General features: G+C 62.0%; 21 protein-coding genes and 2 pseudogenes. 15 read left to right on the top strand and 8 right to left on the bottom strand.

What is annotated here, in order from left to right; genetic code table 11:
- Positions 1–22 precede the first annotated feature (22 nt).
- Both THEVEDRAFT_RS08755 and THEVEDRAFT_RS09600 read right to left on the bottom strand, forming a co-directional pair.
- On the bottom strand, positions 23–517 hold the full coding sequence (locus THEVEDRAFT_RS08755; protein ID WP_040825455.1) for a TlpA family protein disulfide reductase: 495 nt from the start codon (positions 515–517) through the stop codon (positions 23–25).
- Positions 518–599: 82 nt separating this feature from the next.
- Positions 600–770 (bottom strand): hypothetical protein, encoded by a 171-nt coding sequence (locus THEVEDRAFT_RS09600; RefSeq protein WP_006584373.1) that lies wholly within the window; start codon positions 768–770, stop codon positions 600–602.
- 145 nt (positions 771–915) lie between these two features.
- Here THEVEDRAFT_RS09600 and THEVEDRAFT_RS08750 point away from each other — a divergent pair, with 145 nt between their 5' ends.
- From THEVEDRAFT_RS08750 to THEVEDRAFT_RS08725, 6 genes are all read left to right on the top strand, one after another.
- A complete protein-coding gene (locus THEVEDRAFT_RS08750) occupies positions 916–1,578 on the top strand; it encodes a metal-dependent transcriptional regulator (RefSeq protein ID WP_040825961.1) in 663 nt (220 codons plus the stop codon).
- A gap of 84 nt (positions 1,579–1,662) precedes the next feature.
- The gene (locus THEVEDRAFT_RS08745; protein WP_006584371.1) at positions 1,663–1,893 is read left to right on the top strand and encodes a FeoA family protein; all 231 of its coding nucleotides are present in this window, start codon (positions 1,663–1,665) and stop codon (positions 1,891–1,893) included.
- A 77-nt stretch (positions 1,894–1,970) separates the two neighbouring features.
- Complete coding sequence (locus THEVEDRAFT_RS08740) at positions 1,971–2,270, top strand: FeoA family protein (RefSeq protein ID WP_006584370.1); 300 nt, start codon at positions 1,971–1,973, stop codon at positions 2,268–2,270.
- Positions 2,258–4,270 (top strand): ferrous iron transport protein B, encoded by a 2,013-nt coding sequence (gene feoB / locus THEVEDRAFT_RS08735; RefSeq protein WP_425358262.1) that lies wholly within the window; start codon positions 2,258–2,260, stop codon positions 4,268–4,270. The genes THEVEDRAFT_RS08740 and feoB overlap by 13 nt, the downstream gene beginning before the upstream one ends.
- 25 nt (positions 4,271–4,295) lie before the next feature.
- Entirely contained in the window at positions 4,296–4,979 is a 684-nt protein-coding gene (locus THEVEDRAFT_RS08730) for an HD-GYP domain-containing protein (RefSeq protein ID WP_006584368.1), read from the top strand.
- Between the two features lie 349 nt (positions 4,980–5,328).
- Entirely contained in the window at positions 5,329–6,123 is a 795-nt protein-coding gene (locus tag THEVEDRAFT_RS08725; protein WP_172634040.1) for an HAD-IIB family hydrolase, read from the top strand.
- A gap of 214 nt (positions 6,124–6,337) precedes the next feature.
- Here the strand turns inward: THEVEDRAFT_RS08725 and deoC are convergent, their stop codons facing one another.
- Together deoC and THEVEDRAFT_RS08715 are read right to left on the bottom strand one after the other, a co-directional pair.
- On the bottom strand, positions 6,338–7,015 hold the full coding sequence (gene deoC, locus THEVEDRAFT_RS08720; RefSeq protein WP_425358261.1) for a deoxyribose-phosphate aldolase: 678 nt from the start codon (positions 7,013–7,015) through the stop codon (positions 6,338–6,340).
- A 41-nt stretch (positions 7,016–7,056) separates the two neighbouring features.
- Positions 7,057–8,367, bottom strand: coding sequence for a tetratricopeptide repeat protein (locus THEVEDRAFT_RS08715; RefSeq protein ID WP_006584365.1), 1,311 nt, complete (start codon positions 8,365–8,367; stop codon positions 7,057–7,059).
- Positions 8,368–8,912: 545 nt separating this feature from the next.
- On the opposite strand from THEVEDRAFT_RS08715, the gene THEVEDRAFT_RS08710 reads away from it, so the two are divergent.
- From THEVEDRAFT_RS08710 to THEVEDRAFT_RS08675, 8 genes and pseudogenes are all read left to right on the top strand, one after another.
- The gene (locus THEVEDRAFT_RS08710) at positions 8,913–9,800 is read left to right on the top strand and encodes a DUF2156 domain-containing protein (protein ID WP_006584363.1); all 888 of its coding nucleotides are present in this window, start codon (positions 8,913–8,915) and stop codon (positions 9,798–9,800) included.
- 36 nt (positions 9,801–9,836) lie between these two features.
- Entirely contained in the window at positions 9,837–10,376 is a 540-nt protein-coding gene (locus THEVEDRAFT_RS08705) for a type 1 glutamine amidotransferase domain-containing protein (RefSeq protein WP_006584362.1), read from the top strand.
- Between the two features lie 291 nt (positions 10,377–10,667).
- Positions 10,668–11,862: pseudogene (locus tag THEVEDRAFT_RS08700) on the top strand (DUF3798 domain-containing protein).
- Between the two features lie 191 nt (positions 11,863–12,053).
- Entirely contained in the window at positions 12,054–13,247 is a 1,194-nt protein-coding gene (locus THEVEDRAFT_RS08695; protein ID WP_006584360.1) for a DUF3798 domain-containing protein, read from the top strand.
- 133 nt (positions 13,248–13,380) lie between these two features.
- Positions 13,381–15,000, top strand: coding sequence for a sugar ABC transporter ATP-binding protein (locus THEVEDRAFT_RS08690; protein ID WP_006584359.1), 1,620 nt, complete (start codon positions 13,381–13,383; stop codon positions 14,998–15,000).
- Positions 14,993–16,039 carry an ABC transporter permease subunit gene (locus THEVEDRAFT_RS08685; RefSeq protein ID WP_006584358.1) on the top strand — a complete coding sequence of 349 codons (1,047 nt, stop codon included), beginning with the start codon at positions 14,993–14,995 and terminating at the stop codon, positions 16,037–16,039. Before THEVEDRAFT_RS08690 ends, THEVEDRAFT_RS08685 begins: the two co-directional genes overlap by 8 nt.
- Entirely contained in the window at positions 16,036–17,139 is a 1,104-nt protein-coding gene (locus THEVEDRAFT_RS08680) for an ABC transporter permease (protein ID WP_006584357.1), read from the top strand. Before THEVEDRAFT_RS08685 ends, THEVEDRAFT_RS08680 begins: the two co-directional genes overlap by 4 nt.
- Before the next feature lie 24 nt (positions 17,140–17,163).
- The gene (locus THEVEDRAFT_RS08675) at positions 17,164–17,550 is read left to right on the top strand and encodes a DUF6672 family protein (RefSeq protein WP_006584356.1); all 387 of its coding nucleotides are present in this window, start codon (positions 17,164–17,166) and stop codon (positions 17,548–17,550) included.
- A 133-nt stretch (positions 17,551–17,683) separates the two neighbouring features.
- On the opposite strand, the gene THEVEDRAFT_RS10190 is transcribed toward THEVEDRAFT_RS08675, so the two are convergent.
- Complete coding sequence (locus THEVEDRAFT_RS10190; protein ID WP_006584355.1) at positions 17,684–18,541, bottom strand: methyl-accepting chemotaxis protein; 858 nt, start codon at positions 18,539–18,541, stop codon at positions 17,684–17,686.
- Between the two features lie 102 nt (positions 18,542–18,643).
- Between THEVEDRAFT_RS10190 and cobO the strand changes: the two genes are divergently transcribed.
- Positions 18,644–19,159: a cob(I)yrinic acid a,c-diamide adenosyltransferase gene (gene cobO / locus THEVEDRAFT_RS08665; RefSeq protein ID WP_006584354.1), complete on the top strand. Its 516-nt coding sequence runs from the start codon at positions 18,644–18,646 to the stop codon at positions 19,157–19,159.
- 50 nt (positions 19,160–19,209) lie between these two features.
- Here cobO and THEVEDRAFT_RS08660 read toward each other — a convergent pair whose 3' ends face one another.
- The 3 genes and pseudogenes from THEVEDRAFT_RS08660 to THEVEDRAFT_RS10180 form a co-directional block, all read right to left on the bottom strand.
- Positions 19,210–19,983: a dimethylarginine dimethylaminohydrolase family protein gene (locus tag THEVEDRAFT_RS08660; protein WP_006584353.1), complete on the bottom strand. Its 774-nt coding sequence runs from the start codon at positions 19,981–19,983 to the stop codon at positions 19,210–19,212.
- A gap of 62 nt (positions 19,984–20,045) precedes the next feature.
- On the bottom strand, positions 20,046–20,834 hold the full coding sequence (locus THEVEDRAFT_RS10185; RefSeq protein ID WP_281054541.1) for an alanine:cation symporter family protein: 789 nt from the start codon (positions 20,832–20,834) through the stop codon (positions 20,046–20,048).
- A gap of 109 nt (positions 20,835–20,943) precedes the next feature.
- A pseudogene (locus THEVEDRAFT_RS10180) lies at positions 20,944–21,291 on the bottom strand (alanine:cation symporter family protein); the annotation flags it as partial.
- Between the last annotated feature and the right edge of the window lie 147 nt (positions 21,292–21,438).

Here is a 21,438-nt window from a genome sequence, read left to right as displayed (position 1 = left end):
TTGAAAGGAAGGGGCCCGGGTGCTAAAGCCCCGTGAGCTTCTTGAGGTCCTGGCGGAGCTCCCCCTGGGACGTGGGTGAGCGGCGCATCCCCTTCACGGCGAGGTCCTTGGAGGCCCAGATGAGGACCGGTACGTTTCGGACCTTGAGGTGCTTGAACAGCCCCTCTTCCTTTTCCGCGTATCCTTTGGACTTGACGGTCCAGGAGTCCCAGACCGCTTGGGTGAACCCCACCGGGTAGTAGGAGGTGGCTATGGGCACCAGCGTGAAGGGGGGATTTGGACCTAACCTCTCCAGCAGCTCCTCCGCCCCTTTTATCTGGGCCTCGCAGGAGGGGCACCCGGGGGAGAATAGGACGATGAGCGCCAGGTCCCCTTGAAACGCCTTTGAGAGCCTCATCGGCGCTTCCCCCGATGAGAGGGGGAGGAGCTCCACGTCAGGGAGCCGATCCGTAGCCTTGGCGATGCACTGGGATGGGCAGAATGCCAGCATCGCGCTCAAAAGCACCAGGATCCTCATGAGCCTCCCAGGCCCTCCCGCTGGTGATCCGCACGCCCTGGCTGAAGAGGGGGCGGTCACGGGCCGCCCCCCTGAGGAGCCCCTAGGCCTCAATGTTCACGCCGTTGCCTATCCCCATGCTCCCCAACAGCTTCTGGAGCATGTCCTGCTGGAGATCCGCGGCGGTCTTCATTATCTTGTTCGCCGCCGCGTACTGGATCTTCAGCCCCGTCATGAGCTCCTTCTGAGACTGAACTGCGGAGACCGTTTCCATGGGCATCACCTCCGTTTGGTTTACCGATTAGTTTATCGTACTTTAAGGGCCATAAATCAAGCCCCCCTTGACTTGCGGGGGCGGTTGTTTTATGCTCCCGGTGTGTTTGATGAACAAAACATCTTGGCCCCGGGGAGCAGTGGGTATGTCGTCGAAGCGTTCTGAGGACTATCTGGAGGAGATGTTCCTGGAGGAGATGGAGGGGCGTCTGCCCTCCGTGACGGGGCTTGCAAGGGCCTTGGAGGTCACCAAGGGCACTGTGGTTTCGGTGCTTAAGAAGCTCTGTGCCGAGGGGCTTCTGGAGCACGAGAGGTACGGCAACCCTTCCCTCACCGAGGAGGGGCGGAAGAGGGCGCTTTCTATCTACCGGCGTCATCAGGAGCTCGCTCATTTCTTTCGGCTCCTTGGGGTCCACGGTGAGAGGGCCCAGCAGGTGGCCTGCGAGATGGAGCACCTTTTAGATGACCAGGTGGAGATGAGGCTCTTTGCCCTGTCGGACTACATATGCGAGGGGTTAAGGCGGGGGGAGCCCTGGGCGATGGAGCTTAAACGGCGTCTTGAGAGCCCCATGGAGCTGCCTCATCCCATGTGCCTTGGGGGCGATGGGAGGAGGTGCCGGGTGGTCCGGATCACCGCCGAGGGGGCCCTCAGGAAGCGCCTTCTTGAGATGGGGATGGTCCCGGGGATGGAGGTGGAGCTTAAGGGGAGATCCTGGGGGGACGACCCGCTGGAGGTGGAGGTGTTGGGGCGCCGGGTGGGGCTCCGGTCCGATGAGGCCCGGTGCATATGGGTGGTGCCGATCCGTTGAGGTTGAGGTGCCGGGACCTGTGAGCCAGGGTTATGAGGGGCGTTTGTGCGGGAGTTCATATCTAGTTCGACGGAGGGGTTTGTCATGTGCCCATTGAGCTCTGCATCAGAGGGGGAAGTCCTTTCGGTCTTGCGGGTGCGGCTTGAGCCCCAGGAGGTTAAAAAGCTGGGTGAGATGGGGATCTCCCCGGGGATGAGGCTGAGGTTGGTCCGCAGGGACCGGTTCTCCGTGGTGGTTGATGCCGCAGGGTCCCGGCTGGCCCTAGGAGGGCAGGTGGCCTCTCGAATATGGGTGGCCCCGGTGCCGGGAGCGTAGGGCGGTGTTTTTTTGCCCGCCGTAAAGTTTTATCCGCCAAACAAAGGGCATCTCTTGAAGGAACGGGGGTAATCGAGTTGAGTGGTTCTAGGTTGGAGGGTTTTATTTCCCTTGGCGACGCTAAGGAGGGGGTTCTCTGCAGGGTGGTTGGCTTTGAGGGCGCAGGTCCCCTCAAGACCCGGGCCCTTCAGATGGGGCTGGTGCCCGGCACGGTGGTTCAGGTGGGGAAGCCGGCCCCCATGGGGGATCCCATATCGGTGCGCTTCCGGGGGATGGACGTGAGCTTGAGGCGTGAGGAGGCCCAGGTTGTTCGGGTTGAGATCCTCTCCTCCTGCGGGGGCTCCTGCTGCTGCTGTGCCGGGGGGTGTGGGCATTGAGCGCCCTGTGGGCCCTGGCGGGGAACCCCAACGTGGGGAAGACTAGCCTCTTCAACTGCCTAACCGGTTCCCGCCAGAAGGTGGGGAACTGGCCCGGTGTCACCGTGGAGCGCAAGGAGGGTCGGGTAAGGACCTCCCGGGGGGAGGCCTTGGTGGTGGACCTGCCGGGCATATACGGCCTTGGGGCCTCGTCGGTGGACGAGCAGATAGCCTCGCAGTTCATCTCCGAGGAGCCCCTTCACGGGGTGATACTGGTTTTAGACGCCGCCGCCCTGGAGAGGAGCCTGTACCTGGCCCTTCAGGTTCGGGAGCGGGGTAAGCGGGTGCTCTGCGCCCTCAACATGGTGGACATGGCGGAGCAGAAGGGCATAAGGGTGGATGTTAAGGGGCTGGAGGAGGCCCTGGGGGTCCAGGTGGTCCAGACCGTGGCCAGGAGCGGCCGGGGGGTGGAGGACTTGATCCGGGCCATGGAGGAGGCGGAGCTTGCTTCTGAGCCCCTTGCGGTTGACTACGGGGAAGCTGTGGGGGCCTCCTTGAGGAGGCTGGAGGGGTTCCTGTCATCCCTTGGCCCCATGCCCTTCGATGCCAGGACCGGGGCTTTGATGGCCGCGGAGGGGGATCCCCGGGTATGGGTGGCCCTGGGGGATCGGTCCGGCGGGCTGGACGCGGTGCTGGCGGAGGAGAACCGTCGACTTGAGGATGCCCTGGGCATGGACCTTCAGTCCGCCCTCATGGAGAGGCGGTGGAGCTGGGTGTCCGCCTTGGCCTCCAGGGTGATAAGCTTCGATCCGTCCTTCAAGCCGGTGGCGACCTTAGATGACCGGCTGGATAGGGTGTTTACGAACCGTCTGCTGGGGCTTCCCATATTCCTCCTGGTGGCTTGGGGCATGTTCAAGGTGACCTTTGCGCTGGGGACCCCTATCGCGGACTGGCTGGACGGGCTTTTCGCCTCCGCCGGCGAGCTGGCGGCGGGTTATTTGGAGTCCCTTGGGGCCCCCGCCTTGCTGGGATCCCTGGTGGGGGACGGCATGATCGGCGGGGTGGGGTCGGTCTTGGTCTTCGTGCCCCACATATTCATCCTCTTCGCCCTCATAGGGGTGCTGGAGGACACGGGCTACATGGCCCGGGGGGCCTTTGTGATGGACCGCATAATGAGGGCCATGGGGCTTCACGGGAAGAGCTTCATCCCCATGCTCCTGGGGTTTGGCTGCGGGGTCCCCGCCATGATGGCCACCAGGATACTGGAGAGCCCCAGGGACCGGAAGATCGCCATCCTGTCGATCCCATTCATCTCCTGTTCCGCCCGGCTCCCCGTTTTAGTCATGTTCTCCGGGGCGTTCTTCCCCAGGGTCGCGGGGAACGTGGTCTTTGGCATGTACTTGCTTGGGATCGTGGTGTCGGTGCTTTCCGCGAAGCTCTTCTCCAAGACGATCTTCAAGGGGGAGCCCTCCCAGTTCATAATGGAGCTCCCGCCCTACAGGCTTCCCCAGTGGAGCGGGGTCCTGTCCACGGCGCTTCTCCGGTCCTCCCAGTTCGTGCGGAAGGCGGGGACCTTCATATTGGGCACGGTGCTGGTAATCTGGGCCTTGGGGAACCTGCCCTTTGGGGTGGAGTACGCCTCCGAGGAGAGCCTCATCGGCAGGATCGGGTCTCTGTTGGCTCCGCTCCTTAGTCCCTTGGGCTTTGGGTTCTGGCAGGCCGGGGTGTCCTTGATCTTCGGGTTCCTGGCCAAGGAGGTGGTGATAGGGGCCTTCGGCACCATAATGGGGGTTGGGGACGAGGGCTTGGCCGCGGCCCTTCAGGGGCTTTTCACCACCCCTGCGGCCCTGGCGTTCATGGTGATGTCCCTGCTGTACGTTCCCTGCGTGGCCGCCTTGAGCGCCATGTACAAGGAGACCCAGAGCATCAAGTGGACCCTGTTCGCCGCGCTCTACAGCACCTCCGTGGGTTACCTGGGGGCCTTTGTGGCGTACCGGCTGGCCCTGGCGGCGGGGCTTTAGCCCCTGTTTGATAGGAGGTGCCGAAATGGGGCTTACGGCTTGCGGAGTTTCGCCGGGTTCGTTCGGTTCCCTTGGGTTGGAGCGTTCCTGCGGGGTCCTGGAGCTGCTGGACCCGGGGACCAGGGCCCATTCCATCCGGGTCATGAGGCTTTCCCTGTCCCTTGGGAGGGCTTTGGACCTGCCGGAGGAGTCCTTGGGATTGCTGGGGCTCTCCGCCCTCCTTCATGACGTGGGGAAGGTGAAGGTCCCGGATTGGGTGCTCCAAAAGAGGGGGCCGTTGAGCCCCGTGGAGAGGTCCATGATACAGATGCATCCGTCCGCCGGGGCGGCCATCCTTAGGGCCGAGGGTTTTTGTGACCAGGTGGTCCTTGGGGCTTTGCATCATCACGAGCGGTTCGACGGCTGGGGCTATCCGGAGGGGCTTCGGGGAGAGGAGATCCCGTTTTTCGCCCGGATCATAGCCGTGGCGGACGCCTTTGAGGCCATGACGTCCCGGCGCCCCTACAGGAATGCCATGGGTCATCGGGATGCCCTGGAGGAGATCCTTCATCATCGCTTTGACCAGTTTGACCCGGCCTTGGCGGAGGCCTTCGCCGAGGTCTGCGGTTTCGTCCGTCCGGAGGGTTCCTGTTTCACGGAGCTGCCGGATACGCCGAACATGCCCCACGGGGACCTCATGCACTCCATCCGGGTGCCGGAGGTCCATTGAATATAGATTAAGGCTAGAGAGCTGCCCTGTCCATGGTTGTTTCACGTGAAACAACAAACTTTAGCATGATCTAGCAAGTTTCAACAGCTTTTGGCAAGTTCCTTCCTCCTTCCTTCGCTTCGGGGCCCTGGGGCCCGGGGCGCCGGGCCACGGTTAAGGCGTCTCCGTGGGGATCTGGTCCGGCGCCCCTCTTTTTTTATTCACCTGCCACCTACCTGTAATTATGTATTCATGTAAGGGGTTGCCATAAGCCCCACCAGGTTGTACCCTTCCCTATGAAACAGGGTCTTTGATTTTAGATTTAAATTAAATGGAGGAAGCCAATTGATAAGACTTTTAGCCTTTGACCTTGACGGGACCATATTGGATGACCACGGAGTCCTGCCCCCCCACTAGGGAGGAGCTCCTCCGGGGTTTGGCGGAGCGGGGCATGAGGATAACCTTTGTGACCGGCCGGATGTTCCGGTCCGCCATGAGGTTTGCGGACCGGGTCCCCCTGGGGGCTCCGGTGGTGGCCTATAACGGCGCCATGATCGTGGATCAGATGGGGATAACCTGGTATCACGACCCGATACCGGCGGATACCTCCCTGGAGGTGCTGAGGTTCTTCAAGTCCCTTGGGGTCTACGTCCAGGCCTACCGGGACGAGGAGCTCCTGGTGGAGGAGGCCTCCTCCACCAGGGCCAGGTACTACACGGAGCTATCCGGTGTCAGCCCCCTGGAGATGGGGGAGGCCCTCTTTGACGAACCCTTCGCCTCCACCAAGATACTGGCGGTGGAGGAGGACTCATCCCGGCTTGGACGGATCATCAAGGAGGCGGCGTCCCGTTTCCCGGACCTCGAGTTCTACACCTCCAAGGGACACTTCCTGGAGGTCATGAGGCGTGGGGTGAACAAGGGGAGCTCCCTGGAGATGCTGTGTCTCCTCTTGGGGCTCCAGCCCCAGGAGGTCCTGGTCATGGGGGACGGGGATAACGACCGGCACATGCTCAGCCGTTTCCCCACGTCGGTGGCGGTGGCCTCCGCCTCGAAGGGGGCCAAGGAGGCCGCCAGGTTCCACGTTCCAGAGGGGATAGACCCGGTTAGTTGGATCGCGGATAACCTGCTGTTCCCCCATGACCGGTGCCCCCTGGAGGTCCCGTGATCCCGCCGTGCGGGGGAGGTTGGGGAATTAAAAGATAAGGACGAGGACGAAAGAGCAAAAAAGTACAAGGCCCCCCGGAGGACCGCCTCCCCGGAGGGCCTTGTGAACCTTAAAGCCCTTATCGTCCTACTCCCCTGTCTCCCCCATCCTGTTGTTTCACTATCCCCGGCCGCCCGGCGGGCCTTTTGCGGCCCCTCCCGACGGCCCATGGGGATCAGCCCTTGAACCGCTTATCCCACTGGTCCAGTATCTCGAAGGTGGAACTGGTGCCTATGCGGTCTGCCCCGGCGGAGAGCATGGCCAGCATCTTGCTCAGGTCCTTTATGCCTCCCGAGGCCTTGACCCCCATGCGGTTGCCTACGGTCTTCCTCATGAGCCGCACGGACCACTCCTCGGCGCCCCCGAAGAAGCCGGTGGAGCTCTTGACGAACGAGGCCCCCGCGTCCCTGGCGATGTGGCAGCCCTTAACTATGGCCCCCTCGTCCCACAAGGAGGTCTCGAGGATGACCTTGACGGGCCTTCCGTGGGACGCCTGAATAACCTTCTCCAGATCCTCCTGAACCTCTTGGTACCTGCCGGAGGCGAAGAGGCTCAGGTTCATCACCAGGTCCAGCTCGTCCGCCCCTTCCTCCACCGCCATCCTAGCCTCCAGCACCTTGGCCTCCGTGTAGGTGCCCCCCATGGGGAAGCCGATGACCGCCACCACCTTCGTGGGGGAGGACTCAAGCAGCGAGGACACGGCCCTTACGTGACAGGGCTGAACCACCACCGCCCCTATTCCGGCCTCTTCGGCGGCCCTGCAGCCCCGCTCTATGACGCCGATCTCCGCGTCGGGCTTGAGGAACGCGTGTTCTATCTTGGAAGCCAGCTCCTTGCGATCCAACTCAACCACCTCCGATCCTATTTTACATCTCCATTCCTCCGACGGCCCCGTCATTGCTTTCCCTGTTCCACCCGTATCCAAAGGTCCCCGGGGGACGAGTCGTCCGCGGGCAGGAAGCCCCGGTGGACCACCATCGCCCGCCGCTCCCCCTGGTCGGTGATGCCCCCAAGGTCGGACACGTAAAGGGTGAGTCCCCCCCCTTTGAGGCAGTAGCGGTACCCCACGTATTCGTGGGTGTTCTCCTGCCACACCTCGAACCGGTCCCGGTAGCGCTCCTTGAGGAAGCTCATCACCCCTATGCCGTCCTGGGTCTTGTAGCGCTCCGATGAGCTCTCCGCCTGCACCGCCTCCCCGTCCTCGTCGAAGAGTATCCGCACGCCCGGGTATGTCTTTCCGCTGTCCTTGAGGCGGATCACGTTGTAGGTCCAAACCTCGAAGGTCCTGTCCCCCGCTTGGAGCCCCTCGGCGGACGAGGGCTCCCCGAACCGCTCGAGGGCCTGGTCCTTGGTGATCCCAAGCTCCACGGGGCCGATGGACTTGCCGGGTACCGCAAGAAGGTTGGGGTCGTTGGGTATACCAAGCATGGAGTTCGCCGCCCCCAGGGCGTGTTTGGCGGCGTTGTCATCCGGAGACTTGGCCAGCACCTCCTCGAAGACCCCCCTGGCCCCCTCGTAATCCATCAGACGAAACAGCTCCTTGCCGTCCAGCAGCAGCTGTGCCGGGTCCTCCTCCCCCTCCGCGGCCATCCTAAGGTGTTTTATCGCCAGCTCCCGGCTTCCAACCTCCCGGTAGGCCTTGGCTAGAAGCCGGTTGGAGTAGGGGGATGAACGGGAGAGCTTCTGGGCCTTCTTAAGGGGGCCCAGGGCCTCCTCTGGCCGCCCCAGCTGCAGCAGGATGCGCCCCATGCCAAGGAACGCCCTGGGGTCCTTGGGAGAAAGGACCACCTGCCTGCCGAAGCTGTCCATGGCCTCGTTGTAGCGCCCGAGCCTCTCCTGGCAGAGCCCGATCATCAGCATGGTGTCCTTCCGCTCCGGCCGAAGCTCAAGCACCCGCTGGTACAGTTCCAGGGCCTTATCGTATCTCTTGGCCTCGTAAAGCCTGTCCGCCTCGAGGAACAGCCTTTCCGGCAGGACCTTGGTCCTGTAGTACCAGACCCCTCCCCCGAAGAAGGCCCCCAGGAGCGCCAGCAGAACCCAAAGGATCACCCCCCTGGAGACCGTCTTGGGGGGTGGAGGTGTGAAGTTGAGCTCCTGCGGGGTCTGACCCGTAAGAGGTTCCCCCGGAAGCTCCGTCTGCTCCCCCCCTGGGGCCCTCGTATCTCCCTTGCCCATGGGGTTTTCCCCTGATCCCGTGTCTGCCATGTCCACCCTCCCGCCTAAACGCTCAGCATCTCAAGGGGACCCAGGTCCCCTATAGAGTTTATTTTTATTTTATCAAAAGACCCCAGAGGGAGGTAGGACAAAAATATAAACGGTGCGGCAGGGCTTGTTTAGGCAAGCCGTACCGCACCGATAGAGGGGGAAGTGGATCTCCGGGTTTCCCCGGATGGCCTACATGGCCACGGACCTAAGCAGCTTGTAGATCTCGTTGTCGATCTTATCCTTGCCCGCCAGAACCATCTCCATCTTTATGATGTACTTGGGATCGAATATCATGGCTGCATCAACCTCCTGTCTGTGCTCCTGGGATACGGTTTGGAACTTCCGCGACATCTCTCTCTTTTCGTGAACGAATAATACAGCCGGGTTTATTGTCTGTCAATAGCATCTTTTTAACTTCCCTGGGATCTTCGGGTTGTTTTTAGTTGAATTTCCCGGCCCGCGCCCCGAGGGACAAGGGTTTTTTAGGGTTTGGTCCCAGGCCCGTTATGATGAGATAATATGGAAAGCTAAAGGAGGACGAGTTGATGATCTCATACGAGCCGCTTGAGCTTTCAATGATGGATAGATACCAGGAGCTTCTGGCCCTTTCGCCTTCGGTGACGGCGGACCACCTCTTCCCGGTGCTGTTCGGATGGCACGAGGCCCTTAGGTACAGCCTGGCCTTTGGGGACCGCATGTGCTGGATAAGGCAGGAGCTGCCCCGGAGGCTCTTCCTGTCCCCCCTGGGGAGCCTGGAGGATCGGGACTGGGAGGCCCTTCTTCGGGAGGCGGTGGGGGAGCAGGGGGAGATAGTCTCGGTGCCCGAGGAGGTCGCCCTCTTGTGGCAGCGGGCCGTGCCCCGTCGTGTTAGGGTAGAGGAGGACCGGGACGCCTTTGAGTATCTGCACAGGGCGGAGGATCTGGCGCACCTCAAGGGCAACCGGTACATGAAGAAACGGAACCACGTGAACCGTTTCGCCCGAACGTTTGACTACTCCTACCGGGAGATGACTCCTGAGGACGTGCCGAGGCTCCTGGCCTTTCAGCGCCGGTGGTGTGCCCTCCGGGACTGCGGGAGCTCCTTCATGCTGGAAGGGGAGAACCGGGCGGTGATGAGGCTGCTCGAGAACTACCAGCGCTTCCCATCCCTGGTGGGGGGATACGTGGAGGTGTCGGGTTCCATCGTGGCCTACGCCATGGGAGAGGGGGTGGGGGACGTGCTTTACGTCCACTTCGAGAAGGCGGACCCCTCCTACGCCAGCGCTTACCAGGTGATAAACCGGGAGTTCGCCCTTCACAACCTGGACAGGTTCAAGGTCATTAACCGGGAGGAGGACATGGGGGATCCGGGGCTCCGGGAGGCAAAGATGTCGTACCTGCCCATGGGGTTCGTCAAGAAGTACCGGGTCTTTTGGAACGCCAACGGGTTCTAGCCTGTGGGGTGCGTAGATGAAAGGGGGTTTCAAACGGTGGACGTAAGGGATTTGAGGAGGGTCATGATCTTCGTGGAGGACCTGTACGAGGAGATGGAGCTTTGGTATCCCAAGTACCGGCTGGAGGAGGCGGGCTTTGAGCCGGTGCTGGCGGGGCCCGAGGCCCGGAGGACCTATCAGGGGAAGCACGGGTACCCCGCCAGGAGCGACGCGTCCTTCTACGACCTGGAGGAGCGGGACTTCCTGGGGCTCATAATCCCCGGGGGCTTCGCCCCGGACAAGCTGCGCCGGATCCCTAAGGTGCTGGATCTGACCAGGAAGTTCATGCAGGCCCGCAAGCTGGTGGCCCACATATGCCACGGGGGCTGGATATGCGCCTCCGCAGAGGTGGTGTCCGGCTTCAGGATGACATCCACGCCGGGCATAAAGGACGACCTGGTTCACGCCGGGGCCCTGTGGGTGGACGAGCCGGTGGTGGTGGACCGCAACATGGTCTCCAGCCGCCGCCCCGACGACCTGCCCCTGTTCATGGGGGCCTGCCTTGAGGTGTTGGAGTCCTCGATACTGCCGTTCTAGCCCCCCTCAAGGGGGATGGTTTTAGACGGGCTCGTGGCCCCGGGGAACTCCACCCGGGGCACGGGCCCGTTTCATTTGTCCTACCCTGCCCCCTCGGCTTCACGGATCCCCCGTTGTCCCTGGTTATGCATGGTTCTATGGGGTTGGAATGAATAGACCAATCGTGACCTTTTGCTCGACAGGGGATCGCCAAGACATATCAATGGTATATCAGAGCTTGACATGGAGGGGTGTGAAATATATTTTATCCATGCGTGGCGTTTAAACCTTTATGCGGAGGGGGTATGGAGTTTGAAGAGGTTGTTGCTGCTTGCGGGCGTCATCTCGTGCCTTGTGCTTGGGGCCGGTGCGGCGTTCGGTGCGCCGAAGTTCCACATAGGCATAGCCACCCTCACGGTCTCCCAGGCGGAGGACACGCTCCGGGGGGCGGAGAGGATGGTTCAGGAGTACGGGGACGTGGCCAAGGGGGGCGATGGTGAAGCACATAACCCTGCCGGACAACTTCATGTCCGAGATGGAGACCACCATATCCCAGATCGCCGGGTTCGCCGACGATCCCCTCATGAAGGTGGTGGTGGTGGACGACGCCATACCGGGCACCACAGAGGCCTTCCGCCGCATAAAGGAGAAGCGGCCGGACATAATATGCCTTGCCGGCGAGCCCCAGGAGGACCCGGGGGTCATCTCCTCGGTGGCGGACTTCGCGATAGGGGTGGACAACATAGCCCGGGGCTACCTGATCATCCACACCGCAAAGAAGCTGGGGGCCAAGACCTTCGTTCACATCTCCTTCCCCCGGCACATGAGCTACGAGCTGCTCTCCCGCCGGCGGGCCATAATGGAGGAGGCCTGCAAGGACCTGGGGCTCAAGTTCGCCTTCGAGACCGCCCCGGACCCCACCAGCGACGTGGGCGTGGCGGGGGCCCAGCAGTTCATCCTGGAGAAGGTGCCCGCGTGGGTCAAGAAGTACGGCAAGGACACCGCGTTCTTCTGCACCAACGACGCCCAGACGGAGCCCCTATTGAAGCAGGTGGCGGCTTATGGGGCCATCTTCGTGGAGCCCGACCTGCCCTCCCCGATAATGGGTTACCCTGGGGCCTTCGGCATAGACCTCTCCAAGGAGAAGGGCAACTGGCCCGCGATCCTCAAGAAGGTTGAGGCGGCGGTCATCAAGGCGGGCGGCAAGGGCCGCATGGGCACCTGGGCCTACAGCTACGGCTGGAGCACCGTGTGCGCCCTGGCGGAGTACGGGAAGCGCATAGTGGAGAAGAAGGCGAAGCTCGGGAACCTGGAGGACCTCTGGAAGTGCTACGACAAGTACACCCCCGGGGCCAAGTGGAACGGCCAGTTCTACCGGGACGTGAACACCGGGGTCAAGATGAAGAACTTCGTGCTGGTCTACCAGGACACCTACGTGTTCGGCAAGGGGTTCATGAAGGCCACGTCCGTGAAGGTGCCGGAGAAGTACTTCTTGATCAAGAAGTAAGAACATTTGATCGGAGCACTGCAATTTTTGTTTCGTTAATCCGGGGTCTCTCTTTTTAAACAAAGGAGAGGCCCCGGGTTTACATGGGTTTCCTGTTGAATTATTTAGCAAGGCCGTTGACGCCGTGTCCCGGTGGTGATAGGTTTAATCGGGAGCTTTAAGTATCCACAAGAAAAGGGGGAGGTAGTTTCATGCGAAAGCGGCTTCTTGCGGTTTTGGCGGTTGCGGCCCTCGCGGCGCTGCTGGCCTGTCCGGCCTTCGGGGCGGCCAAGTTCCACATCGGCGTTGTGACCGGCACGGTCTCCCAGTCGGAGGACGACCTTAGGGGGGCGGAGCGGCTCATCAAGGAGTATGGCGACGTGGCCAAGGGCGGTATGGTAAAGCACCTCACCTACCCGGACAACTTCATGTCCGAGATGGAGACCACCATATCCCAGATAGTGGGCCTTGCGGACGACCCCCTCATGAAGGTCATCGTGGTGAACCAGGCCATACCGGGCACCACCGAGGCCTTCCGGAGGGTGAAGGAGAAGCGGCCGGACATCCTGTGCTTCGCCGGTGAGCCCCACGAGGATCCCGGCGTTATCGAGTCCGCCGCGGACCTGGCGATCAACGCGGACAACGTGGCCAGGGGCTACCTCATCATAGCGGCGGCCAAGAAGATGGGGGCCAACGCGTTCGTTCACATCTCCTTCCCCCGGCACATGAGCTACGAGCTCCTCTCCAGGCGCCGCAACATCATGGAGGCGGCCTGCAAGGACCTGGGGCTCAAGTTCGCCTTCGAGACCGCCCCGGACCCCACCAGCGACGTGGGCGTGGCGGGGGCCCAGCAGTTCATCCTCGAGAAGGTGCCCGCGTGGATAAAGAAGTACGGCAAGAACGCCGCCTTCTTCTGCACCAACGACGCCCAGACGGAGCCCCTCTTGAAGCAGGTGGCGGCCTACGGCGGCTACTTCGTGGAGGCGGACCTTCCCTCTCCCCTCATGGGTTACCCCGGGGCCTTCGGCATAGACCTCTCCAAGGAGAAGGGCAACTGGCCCGCGATCCTCAAGAAGGTTGAGGCGGCGGTCATCAAGGCGGGCGGCAAGGGCCGCATGGGCACCTGGGCCTACAGCTACGGCTACGCCACCACCGCAGCGCTGGGTGAGTTCGGGAAGCGCATAGTGGAGAAGAAGGCGAAGCTCAACGACTTCAAAGCCCTCATGGACTGCTACGCCAAGTTCACCCCCGGCGCCAAGTGGAACGGCAGCTACTACGTGGACATGGGCACCGGGGTCAGGAAGAAGAACCACGTGCTGGTCTACCAGGACACCTACGTGTTCGGCAAGGGCTACCTGGGCATGACCTCCGTCAAGGTCCCGGAGAAGTACTTCAAGATAAAGTAGGCGGAAGGCGTCCCGCACGATGCCCGGGAGGGGGCCTTTCGCCCCCCTCCTTTCTTCGTGGCTTTATCTGTGTAATGTGAAATTAGATGCATAGCAGCGGATCCCCCGAGATCTTGAGAGAGGTGTGAGCGCTTTGGGAGCTGTGGAGCCCATATTAAGGCTTGAGCATGTGGGTAAGGAGTACTACGGCAACAGGGTCCTTGCGGACGTCTCCTTCACCCTGAACCCCGGTGAGGCCTTGGGGTTGGTGGGGGAGAACGGGGCGGGCAAGACTACCTTGATGAAGATACTCTTCGGAATGCCGGTGATCCACCAGACCGGAGGGTACGAGGGCAAGATATTCTTCCAGGGCCGGGAGGTCAGCTTCAAGTCCCCCTTCGACGCCCTGGACGCGGGCATAGGGATGGTGCACCAGGAGTTCTCCCTGATCCCGGGCTTCACCGCCACGGAGAACATACTTTTAAACCGGGAGTCCACCCTGTACAACCCCTTGGTGGAGGTCTTCGGCGACCGGCTTCGCACTCTGGACCGGCCGGTGATGAGGGAGAGGGCCCAGAGGGCCATATCGGTGTTGGGGGTGGACATCGAACCGGACACCCTCTGCTCCGAGATGCCGGTGGGGCACAAGCAGTTCACCGAGATAGCCCGGGAGATAGACAGGAGCAACACCAAGCTTTTGGTGCTGGACGAGCCCACCGCGGTGCTCACCGAGTCCGAGGCGGAGATCCTCATAAAGGCGGTGAAGCGCCTCACCGCCAAGGGCCTTTCGGTCATATTCATATCCCACCGCCTCCAGGAGGTCATAGACCTCTGCGACAAGATAGTGGTGCTCCGGGACGGACACGTGGTCCAGGAGGCCAGGACCTGTGACGTCACGGTCCGGCAGATAGCCAACTGGATGGTGGGCCGCAAGGTGGAGGAGTCCCACGCGGAGGATGGGGAGGTCCGCTCCCTTGGTGAGCCCATCCTGTCGGTGAAGAACCTGTGGGTGGACATGCCCGGCGAGACCGTGCGGGACGTGTCCTTCGAGGTCCGCAAGGGGGAGATCTTCGGCATCGGGGGCCTTGCGGGGCAGGGGAAGCTCGGCATAGCCAACGGCATAATGGGGCTTTACGCCGCGGGAGGCCACGTGGAACTCCACGGCAAGCCCATAAAGCTGAACGACCCGGAGGCGTCCTTGAGGGCCGGCATGGCCTTCGTATCCGAGGACCGGCGGGGGGTGGGGCTTCTGCTCCAGGAGGGCATAGACTGGAACATAGCCTTCACCGCCATGCAGATCCAGGAGAAGTTCATCCGCCCCCTCATGGGAGGCCTCATCAAGTGGAGGGACGACAAGGCCATAGAGGAGTGCGCCAACGAGTACATAAAGGCCCTGGAGATAAAGTGCACCGGCCCAAAGCAGAGGGCGGTGGAGCTGTCCGGCGGCAACCAGCAGAAGGTCTGCCTTGCCAAGGCCTTCGTGGTGCGCCCCGACGTGCTCTTCGTCTCCGAGCCAACCCGGGGCATAGACGTGGGGGCCAAGAAGCTGGTGCTGGACACCCTGCGGCGCTACAACCGGGAGTACGGAACCACCATAGTGATGACCTCGTCGGAGCTGGAGGAGCTCAGGTCCATATGCGACCGCATAGCCATAGTGGACGAGGGCCGCATAGCGGGGGTGCTCCCCGCCAAGGCGCCTTCTGAGGAGTTCGGGCTCCTCATGATGGGAGAGATCAAGGTTGAAACGGAAGAGAAGGTGAAGGCCTGTGACTGATAAGCTTAAGTCCTTTATAGAGGCCGCCGGCTGGCCCAGGGTCATCATAGGGCTTTTCCTGGTCTCCCTCTTCGTGGCGGCCCCCTTCGTGGGGGTCCGGGTGGACACCTCCCTGAGCGATACTCTGGTGCGGGTGGGGATGAACGGCGTCATGGTGCTTGCCCTGGTCCCCATGGTCCAGTCGGGGTGCGGGCTTAACTTCGGGCTGCCGCTTGGGATAATCGCCGGCCTTGTGGGGGCCGTGACCAGCATCGAGCTCAACGTTACCGGCATGATGGGGTTCCTCACCGCCATGGCCATAGCGGTTCTACTGGCGGTGGTGCTGGGCTACGGCTACGGGCTTCTGCTCAACCGGGTCAAGGGGGACGAGATGATGATAGCCACCTACGTGGGCTTCTCCTCCGTGGCCCTCATGTGCATGGCGTGGCTTCTGCTCCCCTACAAGAGCCCCAACATGATATGGGGATACGGCGGCTCCGGCCTTAGAACCACCATAAGCGTGCAGGGCTACTGGCTCAAGGTGTTGAGCGACTTCTTGGCCTTCAACATAGGCCCCAACTTCTACTTCCCCACCGGCATGTTCCTCTTCTTCGCCCTCATGTGCTTCATCATGTGGGGGTTCCTCAAGACCAAGACCGGCACCGCCATGACCGCCGTGGGGTCCAACCCGGAGTTCGCCAGGGCGTCGGGCATCGACGTGGACAAGATGCGGATCGTCTCGGTGGTGCTCTCAACGGTCTTCGGGGCCATAGGCATCCTGGTGTACGAGCAGAGCTTCGGTTTCATCCAGCTCTACATGGGGCCCTTCTACATGGCGTTCCCCGCGGTGGCGGCCATCCTCCTGGGGGGCGCCTCGGTTAACAAGGCCTCCATGCTGAACGTCATCGTGGGTACCTTCCTCTTCCAGGGGATACTGACCATGACCCCGTCGGTCATAAACAGCATAATGCAGACCGACATGTCCGAGGTCATAAGGATCATCGTGAGCAACGGCATGATCCTCTACGCTTTGACCAGAAAGGTGCAGGTAAAGAGATGAAGGACGCCAACATGAAGGAAAAGATCCAGCGGCTTCTCATAAGCAACGCGGTGCCCATCATCTTCATCGCCCTGTCGGCGGTGGCGATACCCCTGTCCGGGTTTACCGCCAGCTACCTCATCCAAGAGATGATGACCCGGGTGGCCAGGAACTCCTTCCTGGTTCTCTCCCTTCTCATCCCGATCCTGGCGGGAATGGGGCTCAACTTCGGCATGGTGCTGGGGGCCATGGCGGGGCAGATAGGGCTCATCCTCATCTCCGACTGGTCCGTTTCAGGGCTGCCGGGAATGCTGCTGGCCGCCCTCATCGCCACCCCCATAGCGGTCTTCCTGGGCTGGGTGTGCGGATCTGTGCTTAACCGGGCCAAGGGGCGGGAGATGGTCACCAGCTACATCCTGGGCTTCTTCATCAACGGCCTCTACCAGCTGCTGGTGCTATACGGAATGGGCAAGCTCATACCCATAAGGAAGGCGGAGCTGGTGCTCTCCAGGGGCTACGGCATAAGGAACGCCATCAACCTGCAGGGCATAAGGCACTGCCTGGACGAGCTGATACCCCTCAAGATAGGGGAGCTAAGCGTGCCCTTGGCCACCTACCTGGTCATAGGGGCCTTCTGCCTATTCATCCTCTGGTTCCAGCGCACCAAGCTGGGCCAGGACATGAGGGCCATAGGACAGGACATGGCGGTGGCGGACTCGGCGGGCATCCCGGTGGAGAAGACCAGGATAATAGCCATCATCATCTCCACCGTGCTGGCCTGCTACGGTCAGATAATATTCCTCCAGAACATAGGCACCATGAACACATACAACAGCCACGACCAGGCGGGCATGTTCGCCATAGCGGCGCTGCTCATCGGCGGCGCCACCGTCGCCAAGGCCACCATCGGCAACGTGTTCCTGGGGGTGGTGCTGTTCCACCTCATGTTCGTGGTGTCCCCCATGGCGGGCAAGCAGCTCATAGGCCAGGCCCAGCTTGGGGAGTACTTCCGGGTCTTCGTCTCCTACGGCATAATCGCCATCTCCCTGGCGCTTCACGCCTGGAAGAGACAGAAGGACCGGGAGCGGGCCCGCCGTTCCCTCCGGGGCCAGGCGGCCTAAGGCCCGTGAGGGGAGGTGTTCCGCTTGACTAGAAGAAACCTCATAAGACTCGTGCTGGTGGGAGCTTTGGTGGCCTTGGGCGCCGTCCTGTTCGTGCTGGGCAAGGAGCACCAGCTGTTCCTGGACAACCAGGCCGCAACCCTGTCCGGAAAGGACCTAAAGCCCATCGAATCCCTGCGGGTCACCGTAGGCTCCGGGGAACCCATGGAGTTCATGGCGGACGACCGGGACGTGGTGGTGGTCCGAGGCCCCCGGGTGCCCATAAAGGTGGAGCTGTTGGACCAGAACGGGGGAGTCACGAAGACCGTGGAGACCACCCTATCCTTCTCCACCGAGGACAGGGCCATGGTGTCGTTGCCGGCCCTGGTGGAGGGGCTGCCTTGCATGCTCACCCCCCCGGGGAACGAATAGGCCGTAGACGGCAACCTAGGGCTTGACAGAGGAGGGGAACCCCAAAGGGGTTCCCCTCCGTAGAGTTTAATGGGTTTTAGAGGGCTTGATGCTCCCCTGGTCCCTGGGGCCCAGCGGGCCTTACCCAAGGACCCTACAGGATCTCCCGGAGCCTGGCCTCCACGGCCTCCGCGGAGGCCACCATGGACGACAGGCTCTCCACCTGGGATTTTATGGCCTCTATGGTCTTGACCCTGTTCTGGGCCACGGCGCTGAACTGCTTTATGGGTTCCCCGAGGGCCTTGGAGATCTCCGCTATGTCGGTGAGCACGTCCCCCACCTCCTGGACCGAGGCGGTGGTCTGTTCCGCCAGCTTGCGCACCTCGTCCGCCACCACCGCGAAGCCCTTGCCCATGTCCCCCGCCCTGGCGGCCTCGATGGCGGCGTTGAGCCCCAGCATCTTGGTCTGCCTGGCTATGGCATGTATGGTGCTAACCAGCTCGTCGGACCGCTGGGTCTCCTGGGTGAGCCGCTCCATGGCCTCCAGCATGGGTTTCATGGTGCCTTCCACGTCCTTGTTCCCCGATGCCAGGGAGTCGAACGCCTCCTTGAGGGGCTTAAGTATCTCCGAAAGGGCCTTCCGGAGCTTTATTATCTCCTCGATCTGCCGGGTTATGACCCGGGAGTTCTCATCCTCCTTGGCGATTATGTCGTAGAGGAACCGGGCGTCCTGGGAGCGCAGCAGGCCGGTCCTGGGGGACTTCTTCTCCTCCACCTCCTTGGCCACCGAGTCCCTGCCGGTGACCTCTATCACCAGGTCGCAGGGACGGCTCAACAGGTCTTCCATCCTCTTGAAGGTGGGTATGTGGTGCTGACGGGCTTCCCTCATGGCGGGGGCGTCATCGGAGATGTCAACCACCCCGGCGATCTTGAAGTCCAGCTTCATGAGGTGACGCATTATCTTGAGGGCCCCCTCGCCTCCTCCGATGAAACCTATCTTCATGTCTGCCATATCTCAAAGACCCCCTCACCAAAGGTTTTGGCACCACACGACGTGGTATGCTTTAGTTCATAGTCCTTTGCGAATTTTACCAGACCATGGGGGTGTGCATAAATGGGGATGGTTCAAGTTTACACCGGGAACGGCAAGGGCAAGACCACCGCGGCCCTGGGGCTTGCGGTGAGGGCGGTGGGACACGGCCGGAGGGTCAAGATGATACAGTTCTTGAAGGGCTGGGACTTCTACGGGGAGATCCGGGGGGCAGGGTTCCTGGAGGGTTTTGAGCTGGTCCGGACCGGCACGGCGGACTACGTGCCCAAGGGAGGTGCCAGGGATGTGGACTTCAGCGAGGCCCGTCGGGGGCTTGAGTTGGCCCGGGAGGCCCTGAGCTCCGGGGCCTATGACCTGGTGATCCTGGACGAGGTGAACGTGGCGATGGACTACGGGCTCCTCAACGTGGAGGAGGTGTTGGAGGTGATAGGGGGCCGGCACGAGAGGACCGAGGTGGTCCTCACCGGCCGTTATGCCCCGGAGGAGGTCATCGCCGCGGCGGACCTGGTGACCGAGATGCGGGAGGTCAAGCACCCATACCAGAAGGGGGTGAAGGCCCGGGAGGGGATAGAGTACTGATCCCCCGTTCAGTTGCAATGGGCCCCGGTTCCTCCGGGGCCCGGGAGATCCTAGAACCGTAGGGACAGGCAGGAGAGGCCCCCGTCTATCTTTCGGAACTCCGAGGTGTCCACCGTGATGACCCGGTAGCCCAGGTCCCGGACTGCCCTCTCCACGGTGGGGTACCCCTTGGGGACCAGCACGGTTCCGTTGACCCAAATGCAGTTGGCCCCGTAGGCCTCCTCTGGGGGGACCACTATCCGGTTGAAGCCCTTGAACTCGGGGCGGTCCACGAACTCCCCGGAGACCAGCAGGTTGTTGTCCTCTATGTAGTTGACCCCGGTCTTGAGGTGCAGCACCTCCCGCAGGGGCACCGCGGACCCCCTGAGGCCGTGGCGGCTAAGTATGGATAGGAACTGGTCTATTCCCTCCTGGTTCGTCCTGGCGGAGAGGCCCACGTAAAAGTGGTCCCCCACCATCATCACGTCCCCCCCCTCCAGGGTGCCGGGGGATCGGATGAACTCTATCCGGTCCTCCGGGAAGAAGCCCTTGAGCACCTGGGCCATGGATTCCACTTCCCCCTTGCGGCTTGGGGCCCCGGGGTTTGTTATTATGGCGCAGTTCCTGGTTATCACCGCCGTGTCCTCCACGAAGCAGGAGTCCGGATACTCCTCCAGGGGCTCCAGCACCGTTACGTTGACCCCGCAGGACGCGAGGGCCCTCACGTACTCCCGGTGCTGTTCCAGGGCGAGGGGGTAATCCGGTTTCCCAAGCTCCGGACAGGAGGTTATGCCCTCCGTGACGGACCTGCCGGGGGTACGCACTATCACGTTCCTGAACTCCATGGATCTCATCCTCCTTTATTGTCTTATTCTAAAACGCTGAAATGACCAGGCCTTCCCTCAGATCACGCGGACTGCTCGTCGTAGAACGGCGGTACCAGGGGCTTTAGGGTCTCCCCTTGGGGGGCCCTCATGTACCTTGTCCGGTAGTCCTCCAGGAGGGATAGGAACTTGGGGGCCAAGAGCCACAGGGCCACCACGTTGGCGAAGATGGGAAGCGCCGTGGAGGCGTCCGAGAAGACCCATACGACCGTCCCGGGGAGCCCGAACCACACCGCCACGTAGACCATTAGAAGGCTGGGTATCGGGTAGGTCCACTTGTAGAAGCCGAGCAGCCGGTCCTTCCAGGCAGAGTTCCCCAGGAGGTACCGGAGCACCACCTCCATCTGGGCGTAGACCCCCCCGGAGGTGGTAAGGCCGAAGATGAAGACCGCCAGGGCCAGCACCAGCCTTCCGTACCGGCCTATGCCGGTCTCGAAGGCCGACAGGGTGAGGGTGGCCCCGTCCAGTCCGCTGGACCACTTGCCGGTCACCACTATGACCAGGCAGGTCACGGTGCATATGATGAAGGTGTCCACGAAGACCTCGAAGATGCCCATGAGGCCTTGTCTCACCGGGTGATCAACCCTTGCGGTGGAGTGGATCATAGGGGCGGAGCCCCAACCCGCCTCGTTGCTGAACACGGACCTGGCGAAGCCCACCTTCATGGCCTGGGACACCGCCGCTCCCGCAAAGCCCCCCATCGCGGCGCTGCCGGTGAAGGCGGAGCTCACGATGAGGTACAGGGCCTTGGGCAGCTGATCCAGGTAGCGCAGCAGGATGAGCCCTCCCCCCAATATGTAGAATATGCACATGAAGGGCACCAGCCACGAGGCTATCCGACCTATCCCTTTGACGCCCCCCGCTTATCATGCCGTATAGCAAGACCGTATAAACAACGCCCACCCATGTCATGGGGATGCCGAAGGTGTTGCTAACCGCCTCGGATACCGTGTAGGTCTGGATGTTTATGAAGTAGGAGGTGAGGAACCCGAAGGCGAAAAGGCCGCTCAGGGCCTTGAAGACCTTTTTCAGCCCCATCTCATCCCCTATGCCCTTCTTCATGTAGTAGTTGGGGCCCCCGTAGGTCCCGCCTTTCTCGTCGGTGGACCGATAGTGCACCGCCAAGGTTATCTCCGCGGTCTTTATTATCATCCCCACCGTGGCGGCCACCCACATCCAAAATACCGCCCCGGGGCCTCCGGTGGCTATGGCGGTGGCCACACCACCTATGTTCCCCACCCCCACGGTGGTGCCAAGGGCGGCGCTCATGGCCTCCGCGGAGGACAGAAGCCCCTTGCCCTTCCCTTCCCCGGGCTTGAACATGCCCTTGACGGCGTTAGCCCCGGCGGAACGGAAACCGAGGAACTGAAACCCCCCGGTCTTGAACGTAAGATATACCCCAGTGCCCAGAATGGT

This window comes from Thermanaerovibrio velox DSM 12556 (genome assembly GCF_000237825.1).
GTDB lineage: Bacteria > Synergistota > Synergistia > Synergistales > Synergistaceae > Thermanaerovibrio > Thermanaerovibrio velox.
This window is presented reverse-complemented; position numbering and strand designations above follow the sequence as displayed.

What these genes read in the sequence shown, in the direction of transcription:
- THEVEDRAFT_RS08755 (WP_040825455.1), bottom strand. Translation starts at nt 517, where the DNA reads ATGAGGATCCTGGTGCTTTTGAGCGCGATGCTGGCATTCTGCCCATCC.
- THEVEDRAFT_RS09600 (WP_006584373.1), bottom strand. Translation starts at nt 770, where the DNA reads ATGGAAACGGTCTCCGCAGTTCAGTCTCAGAAGGAGCTCATGACGGGG.
- THEVEDRAFT_RS08750 (WP_040825961.1), top strand. Translation starts at nt 916, where the DNA reads ATGTCGTCGAAGCGTTCTGAGGACTATCTGGAGGAGATGTTCCTGGAG.
- THEVEDRAFT_RS08745 (WP_006584371.1), top strand. Translation starts at nt 1,663, where the DNA reads ATGTGCCCATTGAGCTCTGCATCAGAGGGGGAAGTCCTTTCGGTCTTG.
- THEVEDRAFT_RS08730 (WP_006584368.1), top strand. Translation starts at nt 4,296, where the DNA reads ATGGGGCTTACGGCTTGCGGAGTTTCGCCGGGTTCGTTCGGTTCCCTT.
- THEVEDRAFT_RS08715 (WP_006584365.1), bottom strand. Translation starts at nt 8,367, where the DNA reads ATGGCAGACACGGGATCAGGGGAAAACCCCATGGGCAAGGGAGATACG.
- THEVEDRAFT_RS08710 (WP_006584363.1), top strand. Translation starts at nt 8,913, where the DNA reads ATGATCTCATACGAGCCGCTTGAGCTTTCAATGATGGATAGATACCAG.
- THEVEDRAFT_RS08695 (WP_006584360.1), top strand. Translation starts at nt 12,054, where the DNA reads ATGCGAAAGCGGCTTCTTGCGGTTTTGGCGGTTGCGGCCCTCGCGGCG.
- THEVEDRAFT_RS08680 (WP_006584357.1), top strand. Translation starts at nt 16,036, where the DNA reads ATGAAGGACGCCAACATGAAGGAAAAGATCCAGCGGCTTCTCATAAGC.
- THEVEDRAFT_RS10190 (WP_006584355.1), bottom strand. Translation starts at nt 18,541, where the DNA reads ATGGCAGACATGAAGATAGGTTTCATCGGAGGAGGCGAGGGGGCCCTC.
- cobO (WP_006584354.1), top strand. Translation starts at nt 18,644, where the DNA reads ATGGGGATGGTTCAAGTTTACACCGGGAACGGCAAGGGCAAGACCACC.
- THEVEDRAFT_RS08660 (WP_006584353.1), bottom strand. Translation starts at nt 19,983, where the DNA reads ATGGAGTTCAGGAACGTGATAGTGCGTACCCCCGGCAGGTCCGTCACG.
- THEVEDRAFT_RS10185 (WP_281054541.1), bottom strand. Translation starts at nt 20,834, where the DNA reads ATGTGCATATTCTACATATTGGGGGGAGGGCTCATCCTGCTGCGCTAC.